The sequence below is a fragment of the Microvirga brassicacearum genome (assembly GCF_008757455.1).
Classification (GTDB): domain Bacteria; phylum Pseudomonadota; class Alphaproteobacteria; order Rhizobiales; family Beijerinckiaceae; genus Microvirga; species Microvirga brassicacearum.
The window spans coordinates 203,865-227,912 of record NZ_VCMV01000013.1; the positions used below are offsets into that span (position 1 = coordinate 203,865).

Annotated in this window: 23 protein-coding genes and 1 other RNA gene; 13 read left to right on the forward strand and 11 right to left on the reverse strand. The window is 61.3% G+C overall.

Annotated elements, in window-relative coordinates:
* Positions 1-109: 109 nt before the first annotated feature.
* Both FEZ63_RS08545 and FEZ63_RS08550 read left to right on the forward strand, forming a co-directional pair.
* Positions 110-808: a RibD family protein gene (locus FEZ63_RS08545; protein WP_150943320.1), complete on the forward strand. Its 699-nt coding sequence runs from the start codon at positions 110-112 to the stop codon at positions 806-808.
* Entirely contained in the window at positions 805-1,350 is a 546-nt protein-coding gene (locus FEZ63_RS08550; protein ID WP_150943322.1) for a cytochrome b, read from the forward strand. Before FEZ63_RS08545 ends, FEZ63_RS08550 begins: the two co-directional genes overlap by 4 nt.
* Here the strand turns inward: FEZ63_RS08550 and FEZ63_RS08555 are convergent, their stop codons facing one another.
* Genes FEZ63_RS08555 through FEZ63_RS08570 form a run of 4 tightly spaced genes read right to left on the reverse strand, consistent with a single transcriptional unit; the run spans position 1,351 to position 4,659 of the window.
* Positions 1,351-2,193, reverse strand: coding sequence for a class I SAM-dependent methyltransferase (locus FEZ63_RS08555; RefSeq protein WP_150943324.1), 843 nt, complete (start codon positions 2,191-2,193; stop codon positions 1,351-1,353). It lies immediately after the preceding gene.
* A complete protein-coding gene (locus FEZ63_RS08560) occupies positions 2,190-3,236 on the reverse strand; it encodes a glycosyltransferase family 4 protein (protein WP_150943326.1) in 1,047 nt (348 codons plus the stop codon). Before FEZ63_RS08560 ends, FEZ63_RS08555 begins: the two co-directional genes overlap by 4 nt.
* Positions 3,229-3,636, reverse strand: coding sequence for a 6-pyruvoyl trahydropterin synthase family protein (locus tag FEZ63_RS08565; protein WP_150943328.1), 408 nt, complete (start codon positions 3,634-3,636; stop codon positions 3,229-3,231). Before FEZ63_RS08565 ends, FEZ63_RS08560 begins: the two co-directional genes overlap by 8 nt.
* A 27-nt stretch (positions 3,637-3,663) precedes the next feature.
* The gene (locus FEZ63_RS08570) at positions 3,664-4,659 is read right to left on the reverse strand and encodes a zinc-dependent alcohol dehydrogenase (RefSeq protein WP_201274121.1); all 996 of its coding nucleotides are present in this window, start codon (positions 4,657-4,659) and stop codon (positions 3,664-3,666) included.
* A gap of 50 nt (positions 4,660-4,709) precedes the next feature.
* Here FEZ63_RS08570 and mdoH point away from each other — a divergent pair, with 50 nt between their 5' ends.
* The 3 genes from mdoH (at position 4,710) to FEZ63_RS08585 (ending at position 7,708) form a co-directional block, all read left to right on the forward strand.
* Positions 4,710-6,548, forward strand: a complete 1,839-nt coding sequence (gene mdoH / locus FEZ63_RS08575) for a glucans biosynthesis glucosyltransferase MdoH (protein WP_244622709.1) — start codon at positions 4,710-4,712, stop codon at positions 6,546-6,548.
* Positions 6,545-7,309, forward strand: coding sequence for an FkbM family methyltransferase (locus tag FEZ63_RS08580; RefSeq protein WP_150943330.1), 765 nt, complete (start codon positions 6,545-6,547; stop codon positions 7,307-7,309). The genes mdoH and FEZ63_RS08580 overlap by 4 nt, the downstream gene beginning before the upstream one ends.
* A gap of 69 nt (positions 7,310-7,378) precedes the next feature.
* The gene (locus tag FEZ63_RS08585; RefSeq protein WP_150943332.1) at positions 7,379-7,708 is read left to right on the forward strand and encodes a hypothetical protein; all 330 of its coding nucleotides are present in this window, start codon (positions 7,379-7,381) and stop codon (positions 7,706-7,708) included.
* 19 nt (positions 7,709-7,727) lie between these two features.
* Here the strand turns inward: FEZ63_RS08585 and ssrA are convergent.
* Positions 7,728-8,070, reverse strand: a transfer-messenger RNA (tmRNA) gene (gene ssrA / locus FEZ63_RS08590).
* A gap of 39 nt (positions 8,071-8,109) precedes the next feature.
* On the reverse strand, positions 8,110-9,546 hold the full coding sequence (gene cls / locus FEZ63_RS08595) for a cardiolipin synthase (protein WP_150943334.1): 1,437 nt from the start codon (positions 9,544-9,546) through the stop codon (positions 8,110-8,112).
* 251 nt (positions 9,547-9,797) lie between these two features.
* Here cls and FEZ63_RS08600 point away from each other — a divergent pair, with 251 nt between their 5' ends.
* Positions 9,798-10,829, forward strand: a complete 1,032-nt coding sequence (locus FEZ63_RS08600) for a cysteine synthase A (RefSeq protein ID WP_150943336.1) — start codon at positions 9,798-9,800, stop codon at positions 10,827-10,829.
* Positions 10,830-10,841: 12 nt separating this feature from the next.
* Here FEZ63_RS08600 and FEZ63_RS08605 read toward each other — a convergent pair whose 3' ends face one another.
* Genes FEZ63_RS08605 through FEZ63_RS08620 form a run of 4 tightly spaced genes read right to left on the reverse strand, consistent with a single transcriptional unit; the run spans position 10,842 to position 14,649 of the window.
* Positions 10,842-11,882, reverse strand: a complete 1,041-nt coding sequence (locus FEZ63_RS08605) for a sulfate/molybdate ABC transporter ATP-binding protein (protein WP_150943338.1) — start codon at positions 11,880-11,882, stop codon at positions 10,842-10,844.
* Positions 11,883-11,890: 8 nt separating this feature from the next.
* Complete coding sequence (gene cysW / locus FEZ63_RS08610) at positions 11,891-12,748, reverse strand: sulfate ABC transporter permease subunit CysW (protein WP_150943341.1); 858 nt, start codon at positions 12,746-12,748, stop codon at positions 11,891-11,893.
* Positions 12,741-13,601, reverse strand: a complete 861-nt coding sequence (gene cysT, locus FEZ63_RS08615; RefSeq protein WP_420846270.1) for a sulfate ABC transporter permease subunit CysT — start codon at positions 13,599-13,601, stop codon at positions 12,741-12,743. The genes cysW and cysT overlap by 8 nt, the downstream gene beginning before the upstream one ends.
* Positions 13,602-13,620: 19 nt before the next feature.
* Positions 13,621-14,649, reverse strand: coding sequence for a sulfate ABC transporter substrate-binding protein (locus FEZ63_RS08620; RefSeq protein ID WP_150943344.1), 1,029 nt, complete (start codon positions 14,647-14,649; stop codon positions 13,621-13,623).
* 226 nt (positions 14,650-14,875) lie between these two features.
* On the opposite strand from FEZ63_RS08620, the gene FEZ63_RS08625 reads away from it, so the two are divergent.
* The 4 genes from FEZ63_RS08625 (at position 14,876) to FEZ63_RS08640 (ending at position 20,518) form a co-directional block, all read left to right on the forward strand.
* On the forward strand, positions 14,876-15,352 hold the full coding sequence (locus FEZ63_RS08625; protein ID WP_150943346.1) for an Lrp/AsnC family transcriptional regulator: 477 nt from the start codon (positions 14,876-14,878) through the stop codon (positions 15,350-15,352).
* Between the two features lie 343 nt (positions 15,353-15,695).
* Positions 15,696-17,642: a PrkA family serine protein kinase gene (locus tag FEZ63_RS08630; RefSeq protein ID WP_150943348.1), complete on the forward strand. Its 1,947-nt coding sequence runs from the start codon at positions 15,696-15,698 to the stop codon at positions 17,640-17,642.
* Between the two features lie 27 nt (positions 17,643-17,669).
* Entirely contained in the window at positions 17,670-18,977 is a 1,308-nt protein-coding gene (locus tag FEZ63_RS08635) for a YeaH/YhbH family protein (protein ID WP_150943350.1), read from the forward strand.
* Complete coding sequence (locus tag FEZ63_RS08640) at positions 18,974-20,518, forward strand: SpoVR family protein (RefSeq protein WP_150943352.1); 1,545 nt, start codon at positions 18,974-18,976, stop codon at positions 20,516-20,518. The genes FEZ63_RS08635 and FEZ63_RS08640 overlap by 4 nt, the downstream gene beginning before the upstream one ends.
* Positions 20,519-20,544: 26 nt before the next feature.
* On the opposite strand, the gene FEZ63_RS08645 is transcribed toward FEZ63_RS08640, so the two are convergent.
* Positions 20,545-21,246: a FadR/GntR family transcriptional regulator gene (locus FEZ63_RS08645; RefSeq protein ID WP_150943354.1), complete on the reverse strand. Its 702-nt coding sequence runs from the start codon at positions 21,244-21,246 to the stop codon at positions 20,545-20,547.
* Positions 21,247-21,420: 174 nt separating this feature from the next.
* Between FEZ63_RS08645 and FEZ63_RS08650 the strand changes: the two genes are divergently transcribed.
* Genes FEZ63_RS08650 through FEZ63_RS08660 form a run of 3 tightly spaced genes read left to right on the forward strand, consistent with a single transcriptional unit; the run spans position 21,421 to position 24,044 of the window.
* Positions 21,421-22,416, forward strand: coding sequence for an ABC transporter substrate-binding protein (locus FEZ63_RS08650; protein ID WP_150943356.1), 996 nt, complete (start codon positions 21,421-21,423; stop codon positions 22,414-22,416).
* Positions 22,417-22,429: 13 nt separating this feature from the next.
* Positions 22,430-23,248, forward strand: a complete 819-nt coding sequence (locus FEZ63_RS08655) for an ABC transporter permease (RefSeq protein ID WP_420846271.1) — start codon at positions 22,430-22,432, stop codon at positions 23,246-23,248.
* Between the two features lies 1 nt (position 23,249).
* Entirely contained in the window at positions 23,250-24,044 is a 795-nt protein-coding gene (locus FEZ63_RS08660; RefSeq protein WP_150943360.1) for an ABC transporter ATP-binding protein, read from the forward strand.
* Positions 24,045-24,048: the final 4 nt, after the last annotated feature.

A 24,048-nucleotide genomic window follows, 5' to 3' on the forward strand; every position in this document is an offset into this window, starting at 1 on the left:
GGTACAGGCATCGACGTTTCCAGCCAATTGCCCCATATAACACGTTCAAGTGAACGCGGCACAGGCCCAACGCCATGAAAACGCTCGGTCTTTAATGATACCGATGTCAATGAGCCGCATGGCCGCCGATCCATTGTCTCATATCCGGGACGCACCCGCCGACCGGCCTTTCGTGGTGGCACAGCTTGGCCAGTCCCTGGACGGCCGGATTGCAACCCCGACCGGCGCGTCCCGCTATATCAACGGTACCTGCGCGCTCGATCATCTTCATCGGCTGCGCGCCCATGTGGATGCGGTGGTGGTGGGCGTTGGCACGGTCATCGCTGACGACCCGGCGCTGACCGTCAGGCGGGTCGAGGGCCCCAACCCGGCGCGCGTTTTCATCGATCCCAACGGGCGCCTGCCCGCCGACGCCAAATGCGTGGCCTCGGATTGCGCCGATCGATACGTGATCCGCGCGAAATCCGGTCCGGCGAACCGGTCGATGGAAGAGATCGTTGTATCGGCCGTTGATGGAATCATCCCGCCCGGTGCGATCGCCGAGGCGCTTTTCCAGCGCGGATTGCGCAAGATCCTGGTCGAAGGCGGGGCGCGCACCATCTCCTCATTCGTTGCCGCCGGCTGCCTCGATCGGTTGCATGTGCTCGTCGCCCCGCTGATCATCGGTTCCGGAATGCCCGGAATGATGCTGCCCCCGATCGACGGGTTGGAAGAGGCCATCAGACCGGTCGTCGAGGTCCATGTCTTTCCCGACGGCGATGTCCTGTTCGACTGCGACATGCGAACCAGCCGCGAGCAACAATCATGACCGTCGAACCCCAACCGTATAGCGGTCCTTCCCGGTTCGTTCACTGGGCCATGGCGTTCCTGATCCTCTTGGTCATGATCCCCGTCGGGCTGATCATGGTCAACCTTCCCGACGGGGAGCCCAAGAACACCCTTTACGAGCTCCACAAATCTTTCGGCATGACCATCTTCGCCCTGGCGGTCATTCGCGTGGCGATCCGCGCGGTGGAAGGGTTTCCGCCCCTGCCGTCATCGCTTCCCCCATGGCAGGCTATCGCCGCCAGAAGCACGCACCTCGCGCTCTATGTGTTGATCTTCCTGGTTCCGGCGCTGGGCTTTGTCGGTGCCTCCATGTGTTGTTCGCCGGTCAATTATTTCTGGCTCATTCCTATCCCGCTGGAATTCTCAGGCGGCATGGAACGGGGCGAAACGGTGCTGACCTGGCACAAGGGCGCCGTCCTCCTGATGGGAGCGATCCTGTGCCTGCATGTGGCGGCGGCCATCTGGCACGGTTTCGTCAGACGAGACGGCGTGCTCGAGCGGATGCTCTACGGGCGGCGGTGATCATCGGGGAGGGATGGCCAACAGGTCGGTGTGACCGATGACACAGGCCGTGGGCGAGCGGTGGGCGTTCCGCCAGGCCTGAAGAACCTCCGGCGCCACCTTTCCGGTCTGGCCCGCAGCCGCTGCGATACCCGCCACCAGCGGCTCGAACAGCAAGTGATCCGCAGAGGTCAGCCGCCAGGGGCTGTCGCCAAGAACGACCTCGTAACCATTCTCCCGCAATGCGGCGGCGAGAACCCCGGCTGCAGCGGGACCCGCGGCAGGACCAAAGCCCTTGTCGGTTCGCTGATGGAGATTGAAAGCGGCGTTGACGGTGGCGTCGGAAGGATGCGCGGGCTTCCAGCTTTCCTCGCCGTTGTAGGTCAACACGGCGTAGAGCGGCAGCTTTCGTGCGGCGAGGCCGCGGACGAAGCGCTCGATCCAGTCGGTCGAGACCAGATCGAAGAATGCCGCCGCCGTCACCAGGTCGGCGGGCCCATCGAGCACCTCGTTTAAATTGGCCGACAGGTCTGCCTGCAAGAACGCGACGTCGATGACACGACCATCCTTTTGCAAAGACAGGCTCTCGCCCACATAGGCAGCCTCATTCGCCCAGCCCGAAAGTGCGGTCCTTGCGGCCTTGATCAAATCGCAATCGTAATCGACGAGTGCCCATTTCTGGTGGAGCGGCAGGTGCGCCGCAAGGGCGCGCAGGTTCGATCCCGATCCTGATCCAAGATCAAGGACGTTGATCGCGTCCTTGTTTTCAAACAGCCGGGATGTTGCCGATAGCACGTCGCGGTTTCGCGCTGCGCCGTCGGCCGGCTCGCGCAAGGCCAGCCATTCCGGGCTGAACCCCGTCACGCGCCGTTTTCCTTCAACACGGCGGCGACAATTCTCGCAGTGTCGTCCCATCGCGTCAGTGTTTGCGCTTCGTTCCAGGCAGCCTCCGCCAGTTCGCGCCGCGCGACGGGGTTTTCGATGAGATGCTTCAGGCCTTGCCTCAAGGCTGTGGCGTCTCCTGGCGGAACCCTGACGGCCACGTCGCCGGAGACCGTTGCGGCTGCTGCCCCACCTGTCGTCGTGACGATCGGCAGGCCGCGCGCGAGAGCCTCCGTCAACACGATTCCGAATCCTTCGAAAAGCGACGCAAGAACGAAGATATCCGCATTTGCATAATGGGCATCCCGCGTGGCGTCATCGACTGCCCCCGTCACCACGATGCGCTCGCCCACACCGCTCTCGGAAATCAGACGCCGGATTTCTGCCGTGTAGCCGGGCGCACGATCGTCGGCACCGACGATGGTCAGGCTCCATGATACTTCGGCTAAGCCGGACAGCGCCTCGATCAATACGTCGTAGGCCTTCCTCGGCACAATCGAGCCGACCGCTAAAAGCCGCATGGTCCCGCCGTTGCCCGAAGCGCGCAACGCGGGCTCTGTCCCGGGCTCCGCCACATGGATGCGATCGGACGGCACAGCAAAATCAGCCGTCAGCAGTTGCGCCGTGGTGGGGCTTGTGACGATCACGGCAGCGGCGTGACCGAGCGCGGCTTTTTCATTCTCCACCAAACGTGCCGCCTCCACGGCCGAAAGACCGGTTTCCAGCCCGAGCGGGTGATGGATGAGGGCAACGACTGGTCGGTCTATCCGCGCGACAACGTCGGGGGGCAGGGCCCCGTAGGCAAGGCCGTCGAACAACACCACCGTACCCTCGGGCAGGCTGTTGATAAGGCGCAAGGTTTCGTCCAGATCGCCCCGCGTGGGCTTTGGAAACGATCCTGGCAGCGCGAGGTGGAGAGCCTTTATGCCATGCTCCGCGAGCCGCGCCAGGACCTGCCGGTCGTAAGCGTATCCGCCCGTTGGCGTGAGGAGATCGCCAGGGATCGCGAACGCCACGTCAGTCATGTGCAATCGGCCCCTCGAACCACGCTTTGGCGACATGGGATTCGTGCAGAACCACGCGAATTTTCGCCAGCCGATCCGAGCCCGGACCCAATGCGCCCTTTTGCGCCGCCTGCGCCATCTCGTCGAAGATGTAACGGCACAGGAACTCGGTGGTGGTATTGCGTCCGGCGAAACGCGGAAGCGCGTCGAGGTTCTGATAGTTCAGCGGCGCCAACGTCGCCTTCAGCGCATCGTGCGCGCGGCCGATGTCGACGACCACCGAATCCACCGTCAGCTCTTCGCGAAAGAACGCCACATCAACGACGAATGTCGCTCCGTGGAGCTTCTGCGCCGGCCCGAATAGCTCGCCCTTGAAACTATGAGCGATCATGATGTGCTCACGCACCTCGACGGCGTACATATGCGGGTTCTCCTCCAACAGATGGGGTCACGTGTAACGGACGACCGGCGGCAGACCGTCGGCGTCCGGCGAAAGGATCGAGGCCAGCTTTTGCGGCAGATCTTCAAACTTAACTTCGCTCGCAACCAGCACATCGAGGCGCGGGTCGTCGAGAAGGGCTATCGCGGCTTGCAGCCGCCGAGCATGTGTCCAGCGCGGTCGACGAGATGGAGCGACCTGGCCGACTTGGGAGGAGACGAGCCTCAATCGCTTGCTGTGGAACGCACCGCCCAGGGAAAGCTTCACCTCCCGATCGCCGTACCAACTCATCTCCACGACCGACGCCTCGAACCCGCCGCAGGAGAGCGCCAGATCAAGCCCCTCCGCGGAAGCGCTGGCGTGGAATACCATGTCGGCCTCCTGCGGCGCATCGCCCGCCGGAGCGAAGCGGACCCCCAATGCTTCCGCCATGGCGCGACGATCAGAACGGATGTCCACGAGCGTCACGTCGGTGCCGGGAAGCCGGGCCGAGAGATACGCTACAAGGAGCCCGACAATGCCTCCGCCGACCACCACGATCTTGTCTGCCGGGCCGCAGCCTGCGTCCCACAAGGCGTTCAGAGCAGTCTCCATGTTGGCCGCCAACACCCCTCGACGCGGGGGAATTGCCTCCGGCACAGGGGCGATCATCTCGACCGGAGCGATGAAACGGTTCTGATGCGGATGAAGGGCAAACACCGTTCGGCCCAGAAGATCGGGAGAGCCGTCCTCCACGACTCCGACAGCGCAATAGCCATACTTGACCGGGAAGGGGAACGAACCTTCCTGAAGCGGGCTCGCCATCCGCCCGGCCTCCGCCGGGGGAACGCGGCCTTCATAGACGAGCCGCTCGGTTCCACGGCTGATGCCCGACCAGAGCGTCCGGACCAGCACCTCGCCGGCATTCAGTTGCGGTTCAGGGGCCGGTCTCAATTCTGACTGGCCGCATCCGGTGATCCAAAGGGCCAAAACCTGACCTTTGTTGCCGCTCGCCGGATCTGGCATGACTTTTACGATCCTTGTATGACTGACATTCGCCTCTAATCGAGCGCTCCGTGACCGACACATCCGATCCCGTCAGCTTCCCAATTCGGCAGAATGTCCTGGCCGTCTCTACGACGCCTGCGGGCATTCAGTCCACGGCTGAAATATCCCGGCGGCGCTCGCTGGTGCTTGCCCTCAACACGATAACCTATCTGGGCCTGGCGTTCTGGCTTGGCTCGATCCTGGGCGCACAAGGATGGTCGGCGGTCGACGTGGCGCTGTTTGGGTGCTTCCTTGCAGGCACCCCTTGGGCTGTTCTCGGGTTCTGGAACGCGGTGATCGGTCTGTGGCTTCTCCGCGCAACGAAGGACCCGATCCTGCAGGTGGCGCCTTGTGTTGCCGCGGGAGGCAGTGAGGATCCACTGCGGGTGGATACAGCAATCCTGCTGACGCTCCGTAACGAGGATCCCGCGCGCGCGCTCAAGCGGTTGCGGATCGTCAAGCAGAGTATCGATGCAACCGGCGCCGGCGATCGGTTTTCCTATTTCATTCTCAGCGACACCAATGATGCCGTGGTGGCGATCGAGGAAGAGGCGATGGCGCACGCATGGGCGCTCGAAACCGGCGCGCCGCATCGCGTGGTGTATCGCCGTCGCACGGACAATGAGGGCTTCAAAGCCGGCAACGTGCGAGATTTTTGCACGCGATGGGGCGGATCTTTCGAACTGATGCTGCCACTCGACGCTGACAGTCTGATGACGGGCGATACCATCGTGCGGATGGTCCGGATGATGCAGGCCTACCCGAAGCTCGGCATCTTGCAGAGCCTTGTGACGGGTATGCCGTCGAAAAGCGGTTTTGCCAGAATCTTCCAGTTCGGCATGCGTCACGGCATGCGCCCTTACACGATGGGCTCCGCCTGGTGGATGGCGGATTGCGGACCGTTCTGGGGCCACAACGCCCTGGTGCGCGTCAAGCCGTTCATCGAGGATTGCGATCTGCCGGTCTTGCCTGGAAACGGCCCTCTCGGAGGCCATGTGTTGTCGCACGACCAGGTTGAGGCCGCTCTGATGCGCCGCGCCGGATACGAGGTTCGCGTGTGGCCGGAAGAATGCGGAAGCTGGGAGGAGAACCCGCCAACGCTGGCGGATTTTTCCCGCCGGGATGTGCGGTGGTGCCAGGGCAACCTGCAATATATGAAGCTGCTAGGCTTGCCTGGCCTGTTGCCGATGAGCCGGTTTCAACTTGCCTTTGCGATCCTGATGTTTCTCGGCATCCCCGCATGGACGCTGCTGATTGCCCTTCTGCCGTTCAAGGTCTTGGACGGCGAGTCGTCGGCGCTGTTCCCGGCCGCTTCGGCGGCGGCCCTCTATCTGACCTTTCTGATGATGTACCTTTCGCCGAAGCTCGCAGGCTTCGCCGATGTCCTTGCGACAAAGCGCGAAAGCGGCCGATATGGCGGCGCGGGGCTTTTCCTCGCGGGTGCCGCTGTCGAGTTGGTCTTCTCCTTTCTTGTCGGAGCGGCCACGACCCTGCGGATCACCCTTTTCATGCTCGGGCTTCCATTTGGAAGATCCGCGACCTGGAATGGGCAGGAACGTGATGTGCACGCGTTGAGCTGGCGCAGCGCCGTGTCGGGGCTCTGGCCGCAATTTCTCTTCGGGATGACGGTGATCGGCGCGCTGACGATCGTTGCCCCGGCGCTCGTCCTTTGGTCCCTGCCGCTCACCCTCGGCTATCTGGTGGCAATCCCGTTCGCCGTATGGACCTCGAGGCCCGCCGTCGGGAGATTTCTTGTCGAAACCGGCCTGTGTGCCATTCCCGAGGAGGACGAGAGGCCGTGGGAAATCGCGGCACTCGGCGCGCCTCCCGTGGCGCACTGTGAGGTCATCGAGACGGAAGCCGCATGATCGCTGGATCGCGGTGCTGCCTCGCCCTTGCCCGTTCGATCCTCGTCTATCATGGCGACCGACAGCGGCATCGGCGGATGGATGCGTTGTACAAACGATATCTCGGCTCGGGGGACCTTGCATTCGATATCGGCTCTCATGTGGGAGATCGGGTTTCGTCGTTCCGCCGGCTTGGTGCGCGCGTGATTGCGCTCGAGCCCCAACCCGGTCCGGCGCGCATCATTCGCCTGATCCACGGCCGCGACCCTTTGGTGACCTGCCTTCGTTTGGCGGCGGGAGCCAAGCCTGGGCAACTGACGCTGCGGGTGAATTCCCGCAACCCGACGGTGTCGACCCTGTCGAGTGCGTTCGTTTCTGCCGCAAGAGGCGCCAAAGGATGGGACGGCCAGGAATGGGACGGCTCGCTCACGGTGCCTGTCACCACCCTCGACGCGCTGATTGCGGAGCATGGTCTGCCCAGCTTCATCAAGATCGACGTGGAGGGGTTCGAGGATCAGGTCCTGGCCGGGCTCACGCAGCAGGTGCCGGCCCTGTCCTTCGAGTTCACGACCATCGCGCGCGAGATCGCACACGCCTGCATCGGACAGCTGGAGCGACTCGGTCCCTATCGTTTCAATGTTGCGTTGGGAGAAACCCACAGCCTGCAATTCGCCGAGGCCGTATCCGCAGCAGCCATGAAGGAATTCCTGAATGCGCTGCCGCATGAGGCCAATTCGGGCGACGTCTATGCGGAACTGCCGCGGGGCGAGGGAAGGGCGTAATTTTGCGCTGACGGAACTTCATAGCTACGCTAGCGTTGCCCTGTGCCCTCATGCTGAGCGAGTTAGGCGATGTCCCCAAGCGGTGAAAAACCCACAACACGACGGAGCAATCTTCCGCCGCTGCCGCGGCCGGTGCAGGAGCATCTCGGCCAGAAGCTGAGAGCTCAGTATCATGAGGCAGGGGATAAGCCGAAATACCTGGGCGATCCCATGGTCCCGGTGGCGTTCGATCCGTTGCTTGAGAAAATGGACAAGACGGAACGGGTCCGCAGAGCTGAGAAAGTCGGTGAGGCTGGGCGGCAGGCGGTCGCGACGGCTCTCGGCGAACCCCTTGAGATCACGCCGGCCGACAGGCCCGCCGGGAAGCCGGTGCGGCGGCTTGCCAAACACCAGGAATAAAAATGGGAACGGCACCCGGAGGTGCCGTTTCTGTTGCTAGGCTTTCCCGAGCCCCGGATGGTTACGCCGCGAGGCGAACCGCACCCATGTCAACGTTGTCGTTGGCATTTGTGAATTTGCACTGTTAAGGCCGTAGCTCAGCCTAATCGCAGCCTAGCCTTTACCACGCCTAGTCGAACCCATGTCGCCCCCATCAGGAAAGCACCTTTGCCGTCTGCGAACGACGGCGGTCATGCTTTCATGGTGGAGGCGGCGGGAATCGAACCCGCGTCCTAAACGCTTATTCCACTCTGCCTCTACGATCATAGCCAGGTTGCCCTGACCTCCCCGATATAAGGTGACGGGGGCCGCATTGCTAGCCCGAACGGCAATTTTGGAAGGGCTCGCTCAGAATTGGGAAATCACAGCAGGGGGCTCATCAGCCGGGCGATATTTTCGATGATCTTGGATGCGAGCGACCGCTGGTTCCACCGGTCGAGCTGCAGAAGCTCGCTGGCGGCAAAATAGCGCTCCTGCTCCTCGTGAAGGTGCTGGGTGACCTCAGGATCGAACAGAACCAGGCTGATCTCCGAATTGAGAATGAACGACCGCAGGTCGATGTTGCTGGAGCCGATCAGGCAGACGTCGTCGTCAACGCTGAGATGCTTGGCGTGCAGGAGCTTGTCCCGGTAGAGGTGGATTTTGACCCCCGAAGCGAGCAGGCCGGAATAATAGGAGCGTTGTGCCAGGTTGACGAGCACCTGATCGACCGGTTTCGAGAGCACGAGGTGAACGTCCACGCCGCGAAGAACCGCCGTTTCCAGCGCGTGAAGCAGCGCTTCGTTGGGAATGAAATACGGCGTCGTGATGACGACCCGCGTTCGCGCGCCGTAGATCAGAGCCTCGATCAGGCGTTCGACCCCGGCGCCGGGATGGTCCGGTCCGGATGGCAGCACCTGCGCGATGGTCGCCCCGGTATCGGCTGGTTGCGGACAAATTGCCGGGTCGTCGAGAACCTGTTCGGTTTCCAGAAACCAGTCGGTGACGAACACGCCCTGGAGCTGCAGGACCACCGGGCCGGTCGTGCGGACGACGAGTTCCTGATTGACGATACCCGGCTTGAAATCGCGATTGACGAGGTTTTGAGAGCCGACGTAACCGATCTTGCCGTCAATGACCGCGATCTTGCGGTGGTTGCGTAGATCCGCCCGGGCCGATTTCCGTCGCAAGAGTCCCAAGGGTAGAACCAGATGGACTTCGACGCCCACCGATTTGAGCGCCGCGATCGTGCGGGCGGCCCAAGGGCGTGAGCCCAGGGCGTCGATCAGGACGCGGCATGGCACCTGGCGGGAAACCGCGCGGCCCAGCGCGTCAATGACTTTCTGCCCGGTCGCGTCATCGGCAAAAATGTAGAACAGCAAATGCACGTGCAAGCGGGCGCCGTCGATATCCTCCACCAGCCGGTCGATGGTCGCGTCGTATTGCGAAAGAAGTTCCGCGGTGTTGCCACTGACGCTGCCGAAGCGGCCCAGGTTCTGGATCAGTGTGGCGGCCTGCCTGAGATTTGCCGGCAGGTCGGGCTTCTGTTCGTCGGTCACTTCCGTCAGCCGCTCATCGACTGACCTGAACACGATGGGAAGTCTGGCGAAGCGCCGTTGACGCCATTCGGGATATCCGGGGCGGCCAATGAGAAAGTAGACCACCATGGCCGGCCAGGGCAGGAAGAACACGAAAAGCAACCAGCCTTTCGCAGCGTCGGGCGATCGTCGGAAAGGGACCACGATCAACATGACAATTCTGACGATCCATTCGGATGCCAGATAGACGGTCGCCCACGAGATGCTGCCGATGAGGGTCATGGAAACGGCCGCGCCCGGTCATACTGGTCAGGAGCCGCGTGCGAAGGGCGACCGCAATCGTGCGGTAGGGTGGTCATCGGGCGGAACCTGTCGAAGAGGAGAATCTCGCTGCGCATCTTGGTCAGCCGGCTTGCTTCTGTCCAGCTTGGCTCGTTCCGGCCTGACTTGGCTCACGACGAACAGCGTTGAAACGGGTTTCGTATGCGGCCAAACTGGGCGTTCTGACCGCAACTCCTGTCATCGGGTCCCCCATGGATACCAAGCCAGACGTCCTTGCCGCCATCGGCAACACCCCGCTCATCAAGCTGCGTCGCGCGTCGGAAGAGACGGGCTGCACCATTCTGGGTAAAGCCGAGTTCATGAATCCGGGTCAATCCGTCAAGGACCGGGCAGCGTTGTTCATCGTCGAGGATGCGGTGAGGCGCGGCCTGTTGCGGCCCGGCGGGATCATTGTGGAAGGAACGGCGGGCAATACCGGGATTGGCCTGGCGCTTGTGGCGAGCGTCCTCGGCTTTCGGACGCTCATCGTCATCCCCGAAACGCAGAGCCAGGAGAAGAAGGACACGCTGCGGCTGACGGGCGCGGAGTTGCTCGAGGTCCCGGCTGTGCCCTACGCCAACCCCAATAACTACGTGAAGGTATCGGGGCGCCTGGCGGAGCGGCTTGCTCAATCCGAACCGAACGGCGCGATCTGGGCCAATCAGTTCGACAACGTGGCCAATCGGCAGGGCCATTTCGAAACAACCGGTCGCGAAATCTGGGAACAGACGGATAGAACGGTCGATGGCTTCGTCTGTGCGGTCGGTACCGGCGGAACGCTCGCGGGCGTGGGGATGGCGCTCAAGGAGAGAAATCCGCGAGTGCAGATCGCTCTCGCCGATCCGATGGGAGCGGCGCTCTACAGCTTCTTCACAACCGGCGAACTGGCATCGTCCGGATCCTCGATCACCGAAGGTATCGGGCAGGGCCGGATCACGAAGAATATCGAAGGGGCGCCCGTCGATGTGGCGTTCCAGATTCCCGACGAAGAGGCGGTGCCGATCATTTTCGATCTTCTCGAGCACGAAGGCCTCTGCCTTGGCGGATCCTCGGGCATCAACGTGGCGGGCGCCATTCGCCTCGCGCGACATCTCGGGCCCGGCCACACCATCGTGACGGTCCTTTGCGATTCAGGCTCGCGCTACCAGTCCAAGCTCTTCAACCCGGATTTCCTGCGGCAGCGCGGGCTTCCCGTCCCCGCTTGGTTGGAGAGGAAATCGGCTATCGATCCTGGGTTTCTCTGACTCCGCAAGACGTCAGGTATCGCGGAACACTTTTCCGCGAAGGATTCGCAAAAACACGATGTCCTGCGCGTTCAAAAGCGAGTCGGTGGAAATCTCGGCCTCGAGCATTTGTCCTGACGACAATCTGACCGATGCGCGCCTTCCACCCGCCGACCGCCTGATCGCCGCGACGGTTCCCGCCAGCGCGTCCGGCTCGCCCTCTTTCACGAATGCGAGATCCCATGGGCGCACATAAAGCTCGGTGACCTGCACGTCTCCCGCAGGCGCTGCGACCGACAGGCGGGTCCCGTCGTACCAGAGCGCGCCATCCCGAGTGCTTACGGGGAGACATGTGGTGTCGCCGATGAAACTCATCACAAACGGCGTCGCGGGGTCTTCGTGAACCTCCTCCGGCGTCCCGGTCTGCTCCACTCCCCCCTCCTTCAAGATCGTGACCCGGTCCGCCAACTCCAGGGCTTCATCCTGATCGTGCGTGACGAAGATGGTGGTCTGGCCGGTGTGCTCGTGGATTTCGCGCAGCCACCGCCGGAGGTCTTTTCTTACCTTCGCGTCGAGGGCGCCGAAGGGCTCGTCCAACAGGAGAACGCGCGGCTCCACCGCGAGGGCCCTGGCCAGGGCTACCCGTTGGCGTTGGCCGCCCGACAATTGACCCGGATACCGGGCGCCCAGATCCTCCAGTTGAACGAGGGCCAGCAGATTGCGAATGCGAGCCTCGATATCGGACGACGGGGGTCTCTTGGAGCGCGTGCGCACGCGCAGCCCGTACCCGATATTCTGGGCCACGGTCATGTGCCGGAACAAGGCGTAATGCTGAAAGACGAAGCCCACGCCGCGCTTTTGCACCGGCACATGAGTTGCATCTTCCTCACCGAAGAAGACGCGCCCCTCGTCCGGCATCTCCAACCCGGCGATGACCCGAAGGAGGGTCGTTTTGCCGGAGCCAGAGGGACCCAGCAGGGCCATCAATTCTCCCGAACGCACGGACAGGCAGACATCCTTCAGCGCGGCCGTGTCGGCAAAGCCCTTCGAGAGGTGATCGACGCGAATGTCCATTCTCTCTCCTAATGCGCTGCCCGCGCGGCAATTGCGTCGCCATAGCGCCACTCGAGAAACGATTTGGCGGCGAGTGTCAGAAGAGCCAGCAACGCCAGCAGCGATGCAACGGCGAAGGCCGCAACGAAATTATACTCGTTGTAGAGAATCTCGACGTGCAGCGGCATCGTGTTGGTCTCGCCGCGAATATGCCCCGACACCACGGCGACCGCCCCGAATTCCCCCATGGCGCGCGCGTTGCAGAGCAGGACGCCATAGAGCAGGGCCCAGCGGACGTTAGGCAGTGTCACAGTCCAGAACGCCTTGAATCCGCTCGCGCCCAGCGAGAGAGCCGCCTCTTCGTCGGCGGTGCCTTGGTCCTGCATCAGGGGGATCAATTCGCGGGCGACGAACGGGAAGGTGACGAAAACCGTGGCGAGGACGATGCCCGGCAATGCGAAAATGATCTCGACGTCATGGGCTCTCAACCATGGTCCGAGCAGCCCCTGAGCTCCGAACAGAAGAATGAACACGAGCCCCGCGACAACCGGAGAAACGGAGAATGGCAGGTCGATCAGAGTGATCAGGAGACTCTTGCCCTTGAAGTGAAATTTTGCAATTGCCCAGGAGGCGGCGATGCCGAAGACAAGATTGAGCGGGACGGCGATGGCGGCGACCATCAGCGTCAGCCGGATGGCCGCCAGGGCGTCGGGATCCTGAAAGGACGCAAAATAGGCCCCGACGCCGCTTCGGAAAGCCTCCACGAACACGGCGATCAGGGGGAGCACCAGGAACAATCCGAGAAAGACCAGGGAGACGAGTGTCGTCGTTACCCGCACCCACCGCGCCTCCGTGGTCGGCCGATGAGGTTTCGGAGCCTCAGACATAGCCGAACCTCCTGCGGCTCCACGATTGAATCAGGTTGATGACCAGCAGGGTTGCAAAGGAGATTGCCAGCATGACGACGGCGATGCCGGTGGCGCCTGCGTAGTTGAATTCCTCGAGCCGGATGACGATCAGAATGGGTGCAATTTCGGATACGTAAGGGATGTTGCCGGCAATGAAGATGACCGACCCGTATTCACCGACCGCGCGGGCGAACGCGAGTGCAAACCCGGTCAGGATGGCGGGAGTCAGCGGAGGCAGCACGACGCGCCATAAGGTCTGAGCGCGGGTGGCACCGAGCGTCGCCGAAACCTCCTCGATTTCACGATCGATTTCGACGATCAGCGGTTCGACCGTCCTCACCGCGAAGGGCAATCCGACGAATACAAGCGCGATGAAAATTCCCAGCGGCGTATAGGCGGCCTTGATCCCCCAGGCCGCAAGGGGTTGTCCGATCCAGCCGTTCGGTGCGTAGAGCGCCGCAAGCGCAATCCCGGCGACCGCCGTTGGCAGAGCAAAGGGCAGATCGACTGCCGCGTGGACTAGCTTCCGGCCTGGAAAATCGTAACGCACCAGAACCCAGGCGACGACGAGACCGAAAATTGCATTGAGAAGGGCAGCGGCGAAGGACAAGCCGAAGCTGATGCGAAGCGCGGACAGCACACGCTCGTCGCTGATGACGCCCGATAATCCCATCATCCCCAGCGAAGACGCGCGCAACACAAGGGCTCCGAGCGGGATCAGAACAATCAAGCCGAGATACGTGAGCGTATAACCGAACGCCAGGGGGAACCCGGGAATCGCGCTAGGTCGCCGGAAGCGTGAGCGCGTCTGGCTTTTCCCACGCACCGACATCGCGGCGAATGTCCCCATTCTAGCGGTTCGATTTCAGAATAGCATCGAAGATGCCGCCATCCGCAAAATGTTTCCGCTGGGCCTCGTCCCAGCCGCCAAAAAACTGATCGATGGTGACGAGCTTGATGTCTGGGAAACGGGCGACGTCCTGAGGTGCTGCCGCATCGGGCTTCATCGGACGATAATAGTGTTTGGCAATGACCGCCTGGGCGGTGGGGGAATAGAGAAATTCCAGATAGGCCTGTGCGATCGCGCGGGTGCCCTTGCGGTCGACGTTGCCGTCGACGAGCGTGACCGGCGGCTCCGCCAGGATGGAGATCGAGGGCACGACAATCTCGAACTTATCCGCGCCAAGCTCGTCGAGGGCCAGAAACGCTTCGTTTTCCCAGGCCAACAGAACGTCCCCGATACCCCGCCGCGCGAACGTGTTGGTCGAACCCCTGGCTCCGGTATCCAGCACGGGCGCATTCTTGAAGATCTGCGCCACGAAAGCCTGCGCTTGCTGGTCGCCACCGCGCCGTTCGACCCCGTAGGCGTAGGCAGCCAGATAGTTCCAGCGCGCGCCGCCCGATGTCTTGGGATTGGGCGTGATGACCTGAATGCCGGGCTTTATCAGATCGTCCCAGTCGCGGATCCCCTTGGGGTTTCCCTTCCGCACGAGGAACACGATGGTGGAGGTGTAGGGTGCCGAATTGTTCGGAAGGCGTTTCTGCCAGTCGGACGGGATTCTGTTGGTGCGGCGGGCGATTTCATCGATGTCGGCCGCGAGCGCCAGCGTGACCACATCGGCGTCAAGCCCATCGATGACCGCGCGAGCCTGACTGCCGGAACCGCCATGCGACATGCGGATATTGATCTTCTTGCCTTGCGGCCGCGTCTCTTCCTCGAATTTCTGGTTGATCGCGCGATAGAGTTCCCGGGTGGGATCATAGGACACGTTCAGAAAGCTGGTCTGCGCCACGGCTGGTCGCGGACCGAGCATCGTCCCCGCGATCATGAAGGCCAGCGAAGCGACGCCCAGTCCGATGGCTTTGATTGCTGCTGGCATGAGAACCCCGGATAAAGTTGCGACTCGGTCTTTGCGAACCAGATGGATCTCCCCTCATCAAAGCCAACCCCCGAGCATAACGCGGTTAAGCGTTGCTATTGACGGGAGATCGGCGAAGATTAGAATAAATCTTCTGCCAGAGGCAAGGTCGATCATTTGATTTAGAATATTGTTCTACGGTTGCGCCGGGTGGAAGAAAAAATTTGCGCGGGATGGAAAACTAAAGATGGACGCGATCGACACCAAGATTTTAACGCTGCTGCAAGAGGATACCTCCATCTCGATCGCGGAGTTGGCACAGAAGGTCGGCCTGTCGCAGACCCCCTGCTGGAAGCGGATCCAGCGCCTCGAAGCGAAAGGCGTGATCGAGAAGCGCGTCGCCCTCGTGAATCCCGAGAAAATTGGCCTGGGATTGACGGTTTTCGTGTCGATCGAAACGTCTGATCATTCCGGCCTTTGGCTCGAACGCTTTGCCGAGTTCGTTTCCGCCATGCCGGAGGTGATGGAGTTCTACCGTATGGCCGGCGACGTCGACTACATGCTCCGCGTCGTGGTTGCGGATATGGCGGCCTACGACCGCTTTTATAAACGTTTGATCGAGGCCATCCCGCTGAGAAACGTAACCTCGCGTTTCGCCATGCAACGGGTCAAATCCACGACGGCTTACGCGTTACCGGCCGCCGAGCTGCGAGCGACCGCCTGACGTTGCCTGCGCGTGACAGCAAACGCGCGACGAGGCAGTCGCTCCAGAATAGCGAGGCACATGGTCGCACAAATCGGCGGCACGCGGCCACATTCGGCAAATGGTAACTCCGGTTAAACGAAGGTGGTGCACAAAATTGTCCGGTAACGGTTCGACGTCCCCCTTTGGGTTGCCATTTCGGTCGCTCCGACGATTATTTGACCCCGGCGAAGCACTTCTGCTCATTACGATGAGAGGAAAAAATCCTCTGCCCATTTGTAGAGCTGCCTAAACCCATAAGTTTCGGCAACCTCAGCGGTGGATTTAAGTTATTATGTTGACGATGTAGATTCGGTAGGTGCCGATGCTTCCTCACAGTGACCTCTTCGCGAATTACGCAAGATCGTATGAGACACGCCGCGATAGCGAGATGTCTCTTGCCGAGTATCTGGAAGGGTGTCGCGACGACCCGATGATGTATGCGAGCACGCCCGAGCGCGTTCTCGCCGCCATCGGCGACGCCGAACTTGTCGACACGGCAAAGGATGCGCGCCTCGGCCGCATCTTCATGAACCGAACCATCCGGACGTATCCGGCCTTCGCCGAGTTCTACGGCATGGAGGAGACGATCGAGCGGATCGTGAGTTTCTTCCGACACGCTGCGCAGGGCCTGGAAGAGCGCAAGCAGATCTTGTATTTGCTCGGCCCGGTTGGCGGCGGCAAGTCCTCGCTGGCGGAACGGCTCAAGGCCCTGGTCGAGCTTCAACCGATCTACGTTCTCAAAGCCGGCGACGACCTCAGCCCGGTCTTCGAGAGCCCGCTGGGTCTCTTCGATCCGGCCCAGATGGGTCCGGTCCTCGAGGACCGCTATGGCATCCCGTCTCGGCGGCTGACCACCGTCATGAGTCCCTGGTGCCTGAAGCGGCTGGACGAGTTCGGCGGCGACATATCTCGCTTTCGGGTGTCGCGGATCAATCCGTCGCGGCTGCGGCAGATTGCAGTGACCAAAACCGAACCCGGCGACGAGAACAATCAGGATATCTCGTCCTTGGTCGGAAAGGTCGACATCCGCAAACTGGAGACGCTCTCGCAAGCGGACCCCGATGCCTACAGTTACTCGGGAGGCTTGAATCGCGCCAACCAGGGCATCCTCGAATTTGTCGAGATGTTCAAGGCGCCGATCAAGATGCTCCACCCGTTGCTGACGGCGACCCAGGAAGGAAACTATGTCGGGACGGAGAATATCGGCGCTATCCCGTTCTCCGGTATCGTTATGGCGCATTCCAACGAGGCGGAGTGGCAGAGTTTCAAGGCCAACAAGAACAACGAGGCATTCATTGATCGCATTTATGTGATCAAAGTCCCATACTGCCTTCGTGCGACCGAAGAGCAGCAAATTTACGAAAAGCTGATCCGTTCCTCCGAATTGGCCACGGCACCCTGTGCCCCCGCCACATTGGAGATGCTGGCGCAGTTTTCGGTGCTCTCACGGCTTCGTGAACACGAAAATTCCAACCTGTTCTCGAAGATGCGGGTCTACGATGGCGAGAGCATTCGGGAGGTCGATCCGCGTGCGCGCAGCCTGCAGGAGTACAAGGACGCGGCAGGTGTCGACGAGGGAATGGATGGAATCTCCACGCGCTTCGCCTTCAAGGTCCTGGCCGCGACCTTCAATCACGACACGGTCGAGGTATCGGCCGATCCGGTCCATCTGATGTATGTGTTGCAGCAGGCCCTCCACAGGGAACAGCTGCCGCCCGAAACCGAGAAGCGCTACCTCGAGTTCATCAAGGCTGAGCTTGCTCCGCGTTACGCGGAGTTCATCGGGCACGAGATCCAGAAGGCCTATCTCGAATCTTATCACGATTACGGCCAGAACCTGTTCGACCGCTACGTGGACTATGCCGACGCCTGGATTGAGGACCAGGATTTCAAAGATGCGGATACGGGGCAATTGCTGAATCGCGAACTCCTCAATCAGGAACTCAGCAAAACCGAGAAGGCGGCCGGGATCGCCAATCCGAAGGATTTCCGCAACGAGGTCGTCAAGTTTGCGCTGCGAGCGCGGGCTGCGAACCATGGCCGCAATCCATCCTGGACCAGCTATGAGAAGCTCCGCGAAGTCATCGAACGCCGCATGTTTTCGCAGGTGGAGGAATTGCTGCCAGTCATCAGCTTCGGATCGAAGAAGGATACCGAGACTGAGAAGAAGCACGGAGAATTCGTGGAGCGGATGCTGGCCCGTGGATATACTGAGCGGCAGGTTCGTCGCTTGGTCGAATGGTACATGAGAATGAAGCAATCGGATTAACGTTCGGTCGGTCAGGAGTAGCGTGGCATGTACATCATTGACCGACGCCTCAATGCTGGAGGAAAAAGCCTTCCCAACCGCCAGCGGTTTCTCCGTCGCGCCAAGGCGCTTGTGCAGCGCGCCGTCGCCGATAAGGCAGCCGAGCGCGACATCACCGACATCGACGCGTCCGCCGAAGTGGCGATCCCGAGAGGCGGGGTCGGTGAGCCTCGGCTGCGACGCGCAAACTCGGGCGGGCTGCGGGACTATGTCCTGCCGGGAAACAAGAAGTTCGTCGAAGGCGACACTCTAGAGCGGCCACCGGGCGCCTCGGGGAGGGGCTCGGATGCCGGCGACGGGGAGGGCGAAGACGAATTCAGGTTTGTCCTTTCCCGCGAGGAATTCCTTCAGCTTTTCCTCGACGACCTTGATCTTCCCAATCTGGCAAAGCGGCGGCTCATGACCAGCGAGGCGTTTGGAATCAGGCGCGCCGGTTATTCCGTGACAGGGTCGCCGCCCAACCTCGCGCTGACGCGGACGATGCGCAATTCCTTGTCTCGGCGCATCGCCATGCGGCGCCCCAGCGCAACCGAGTTGGCGCAGTTGAAGGAGAAGATCGAAGAGCTTGAAAATGGCCCTCCGGAAAGTGCCGAGAAACTGACCTCTTTGCGCCGGCGTCTCGAAGAGATGGACCGCCGCAGCCGCCAGATTCCCTATATCGATCCGATCGATCTGCGGTATCGCCGGTTTGAGCCGGTTCCCCGCCCGGTGACCCAGGCCGTCATGTTCTGCCTCATGGATGTCTCCGGCTCCATGACGGAGCACATGAAGGATCTCGCCAAGCGCTTCTACATGCTGCTCTACGTTTTCCTGAAGCGGCGCTACCGCCACGTGGAGATTGTCTTCGTGAGGCACACGCACGAAGCCAAGGAGGTTGATGAGGACACGTTTTTCAACAGCCCGGAGACCGGTGGTACGCTGGTGTCGTCAGCGCTTGTCGAGATGAAGCGGATCGTTGCGGAGAGATATCCCCCCGGGAACTGGAATATCTATGCGGCGCAGGCCTCGGATGGCGACAATTCCAGTGCCGATCGAGGCACATGCACGGTGCTGCTGCGCGACGCCATCCTGCCCCTGTGCCAATATTTTGCCTATCTCGAAGTCGGCGCGGAGGATGAGGGTCATCGGATTGGATTCGCGACGCATAAGACCGCGCTTTGGCAGACCTACGAGGCTCTCGTGGAGGCCGGAAGCGAGATCGCAATGCGCAAGGTCAACCATCGCCGGGAGATTTACCCTGTCTTCCGCGAACTGTTTCGCCGCCGAAGCGATCCCGTCGAGCAAGGTGCCTCATGATGAGGCGGCAACGCGAGGGCGTGTTGTTCGACGGACCCGATTGGGATTTCGCGACGATCCAGCGCATTTATGATGCCGTCGAAGAGGTCGCGAGCGGCGATCTGGGCCTCGACGTGTATCAGAACCAGGTGGAGGTGATCACCGCGGAGCAGATGCTCGACGCGTATGCCTCAACCGGCATGCCCCTGCTTTATCGCCACTGGTCGTTTGGAAAGCACTTCGCGGCGCACGATTCTGTCTATCGGAAAGGCTTCATGGGGTTGGCCTATGAGATCGTGATCAACTCCAACCCGTGTGTTTCCTACATCATGGAGGGAAACACCGCGACGATGCAGACGCTCGTGATTGCGCATGCGGCGTTTGGCCATAATCATTTTTTCAAGAACAACCACTTGTTTCGTCAATGGACCGACGCCGACGGCATCCTCGACTATCTCGCATTTGCAAAAAACTATGTGGCGCGTTGCGAAGAGCGTTATGGACAGGCCGCAGTCGAGCGTCTTCTGGATGCCGCTCACGCGCTGATGTCCCACGGCGTCCACCGCTATCCTCGCAAGAAGCGTCCTGATCTTCGCTCGGAAGAACGCCGCGAGCGGGAGCGGCAATTGCATCAGGAGCAAACCTACAACGATCTCTGGAAAACCGTTCCGGGCAAGAAACGCGGTCACAACAAGAAGACGGACGAGGAGCATCTGCGGGCCCTGCTGGAATTGCCACAGGAAAATCTTTTGTATTTTCTGGAAAAGACCGCGCCCCGTCTGAAGCCATGGCAGCGCGAGATCCTGCGGCTCGTGCGGCACATCGCGCAGTATTTCTATCCGCAGCGGCAGACCAAGGTGATGAACGAGGGGTGCGCCACCTATTGCCACTACGCCATCATGACCCGCCTTCACGATCAACGTCGGATCACCGACGGGTCGTTTCTCGAATTTCTCCAATCCCACACCAATGTGGTCCGGCAGCCCGAGTTCGATGATCCCCATTACGGCGAGATCAATCCCTATGCGCTGGGTTTTGCCATGATGCGGGATATCGAGCGGATCTGCCGCCAACCGGAGGATGAAGACCGTCAATGGTTTCCCGAAATCGCGGGAAGCAAGGATCCCATGGGCGTCCTCAAGGACGTGTGGGCAAACTATCGCGATGAGAGCTTCATGCTGCAGTTCCTCAGCCCCCGCCTGATGCGGGAGTGGCGCATGTTTCACCTGGTGGACAACCCCGACGAACCGGCGCTTCGCGTCGGGGCCATTCACAATGAGCAAGGCTACAGGCGCGTTCGGCAATCACTCGCCCGACACTACGACATGGCCTGGCTTGATCCCGATATCCAGGTCGTCGACGTGGACCTCGCCGGAGACCGGCGCCTCGAGCTTCACCACAACGTGTTCAACGGAATCCTCCTGCAGCCGGACGAGGCCGAACAGGTTCTGCAGCACCTGGCGGATCTTTGGGGCTATGGCATCGTTTTGAAGGAGATCGATCCTTCCACGGGAGCGACGCTGAAGGAGCACACAGCAAGGGCGCGATCACCCTTCTGCTAGAGCCTGCGGTCCTCGATGACCTGCATCTAACTTCCAGCGTCCGATTGGCGCTCCAGCAGCTTGCGCTCCACGGTCTGCAGATGGGCGCGCATTGCGGAGGCGGCGCCGCTCATGTCGCGATTTGCGATCGCTTCGACGATGATATCGTGCTCCGCAAAGCTATGATGGTCGCTGCTTGGTTTTAGCGGCGTCGTCCGCAGCCGCCCCCACGTCACCGCGCGGCGAACGGCGTTGATGGTATCGAACAAGCCGACCAACAAGCTGTTCTGGGTTGCCTCCGCGATGGTTCGGTGCAGCCGATTATCCCAACTCTCGTATTGCCGCCAGCTGCCGGCATCGCGCATCCGCACGACGCATGTCCGCATCTCGCTGAGGTGCACCGGTGTCGCCGTCAGAGCGGCCGCCCTGGCAATTTCCGGCTCCATGATCAGCCGCACGCGCATGACCTCGGCTGGATTGGTTCGTCTGGCCAATGCGGCGATATCGGCGAAGGTGTCGATGGGACGGCTTCCGATGAAGGTTCCCTTGCCGACATGGCGCCAGAGCTGCCCTTCCGATTCGAGCGACGCGAGTGCTTTGCGCAGTTCGGTGCGTGAGACCCCCAGCGCATCCGACAATTCCCGCTCCGGCGGTAGCCGTCCGTCCTCCGGCAGTTCGGCTTGAGCCAGATAGGCGCGGAGTTGCGTGACCACGCCGCGCTCCACCGTCATTTCATCAAAAGTCGACATCTGATCCAACCAATTACAAATTGGTTGCTGTATGAAACACTGTGCACGGCCAGTCAAGAGCGAAGTTCCTTGACAAGTTTGCCGACCCAATTGTAACCATTATGGAATTGGTCGTGAATAACGCGGACCTTCAGCGATAGGGCGGAGCAACCGCCGGAACCTCGGGAGATGGAAATGTTCAAGATGTTCTCAGGTCTAAAGGCGAGCGCAGCCGCGCTCGCCGTGGGCGCGGCGCTGGTTGTGTCCGGAGCGGCGGAGGCCGCAAAGGTCCGCGTGGCGTTCGGCGATATCGCCAGCGTGGAGTCCCTTCATCTCCTCGCGGCATTCGAGCGAGCGAAGGAGCAGGGCGTCGATATCGAGGTCACGTATCTGAAATCGGAGGACATCGCCGCGCAGGCCGTTGTCGGCGGACAGGCGGATATCGGCGTCGGCGGCCCTTATGCGCTCGTGCAGAAGGTCAAGGCGCCCATTCGCATGTTCCTCCAACTCTCGACCTTGCGCTTCTACCCCGCGGTGAACGCGCAATTCTACAAAACGTGGAAGGATCTGGACGGGCAGGAAATCGCGGTGCATTCGCGGGGCTCCGGCACCGAAGCCATCATGAAACTGATGGAAGACCGCCAAGGCATCAAGTTCTCGAAGATCAGCTACATTCCCGGTTCTGAAGTCCGAACGGGCGCGCTGCTGCAGGGCAACGTCAAGGCGACGATCGTGGATTCTGCCGGTCGCCGACTGCTTGAGACGCAGGCCCCCGGCAAGTTCGTCATCCTGCCGCTCGAAGGCGTGAGCGCAACCGACGAAGCGCTTTTTGCCAACACGGCGTTTCTTGAGAAGAACGCAGCCGACGTGGACAAGATCGTCGAGGCGATCATCACCACATGGCGCGAAGTCACGGCCAACCCGGCGGTCGTGACGGACCTGCGTGCCAAGTACAAATTGCTGCCTGATCTTCCTGCAGCGCAGGTGGCCGAGATCGTCCCCTATTTCCAAGAGCTCGCACAAGGCAAGGCGTTCCCGCTCAATGGCGGCGGCGCGGCGGCGGCGAAGGACGACTTCGCCTTCTATACGCTTTCGGGCCAGCTCACCGGCGATCCTGCAAGCCTCAAGGTCGAAGATTTCTGGGATACGCGTTCGCTCGATCGGGCGCTCGCCAAGCTCGGCACCAAGTGAGGCAGCCGACATGATGGCTCCCACTCAAGTGGACGGTCCCGTGAGGGCCGTTCACCCGCCAGTCGAGGGCGGCTTCAGCCTGCGGCAATATCCGGCTTTCTGGCGAATGGCATCATTGGCGCTTTTCTTTCTCGCGTGGGAAATCGCCGGGCGCGTGCCGATCAGCTATGCGTTCCCGACCTTCTCCGCGACATTTGCGGCGTTCCTTTCCATGCTGTTCGACGGAAGTCTGTTTGCGGCCTACGGAGAAACTCTTCAGCCGCTGATCATCGGCATTGCAATTTCGGGCGTGATCGGAATCGTGCTCGGCATCGTGATGGGGCTGTCGCGTTCCGCCGAGTGGCTTGTGGCGCCGCTCTTCATCGTGCTGCAGGCAGCCCCGATGGCGGCTCTCATCCCGCTCATCACGTTCGTCTATGGGATCGGCCTGGTGGCAAAGACGCTGGCGGTCATCATGCTTGCTCTGCCGGTGATCGTGCTGAACGGCTACAAGGCCGTGCGGAACGCCAACCCGTCACTTGTCGCGATGTGCCGCTCCTTTCAGGGAACGAAACTCCAGCAGATCGCCAAGATCATCATCCCCGATGCCAGCCCGGTGATCTTTGCAGGTTTGCGCCTTGGGCTTGCAGCCGGGTTCATCGGCGTCATCCTCGCCGAGCTTCTCATCACGCCGACCGGCATCGGCGATCTCATCACCTATCATCGTTCGGTCGCCAATTACGCGGAGATGTATGCTGCCGTGGTGTCGATCATTCTTGTCTCCACCCTGACGCTCGCGGCACTCGAGGCTTTCGAGATGCGTGTCCTGCGTCCAGAGAAAAGGAGGGGCTGACGTGACTATTCCCGCCGCCGTTCAAACCTTGCACCCCACGTCCGAGACGGTCGTCGAGGTCCGGGGCATCTGCAAGAAATACAGCGAAGTCGAGGCCCTGCGTCTCATCGACCTCGATTTTCCGCGCGGCAAGCTGACGACGCTGCTCGGACCATCCGGCTGCGGCAAGACCACGCTGCTCAAGATCATCGCCGGGCTCATCCAGGCGACATCCGGAGAGGTGCGGGTGAATGGCAGGACCGTCACCGGGCCCGGGCCGGAGCGCGCATTCGTGTTCCAAGATTTCGCGCTGATGCCATGGGCGACGGTGATGCGCAACGTTGCCTTCGGGTTGGAACTCCAGGGCATGGCTAAGGCCGAGCGCCAGTCCATCGCACGCAATTACATCGCGGAGGTCGGGCTCACCGGCTTTGAGGACAAGTATCCGCACGAACTCTCCGGCGGCATGCGCCAGCGCGTCGGCCTCGCGCGGGCTTTTGCCGTCAACGCGGAGGTGCTGCTCCTCGACGAGCCATTCTCCGCGGTGGATGAGCAGAACCGCCGCAAATTTCAGGAAGACTTGCTGCGGCTGGTGGACAAGGAGCGGAAGACGTTCATCTTCGTGACGCACAGCATCGAAGAAGCCGTCTACGTGTCCGATCGCATCGTGCTTCTCTCGCGCCGCCCCGGCCGCGTCTCGCAGATCATCGAACCGAAGATCGATCGCACGGCATCTCCCGACGCCATCCGCCGCGACCAGGGCTATCTCGACACGGTCGAGGAGATCTGGCAGGGCCTCAAGCATTACGTGGATTGAGGAG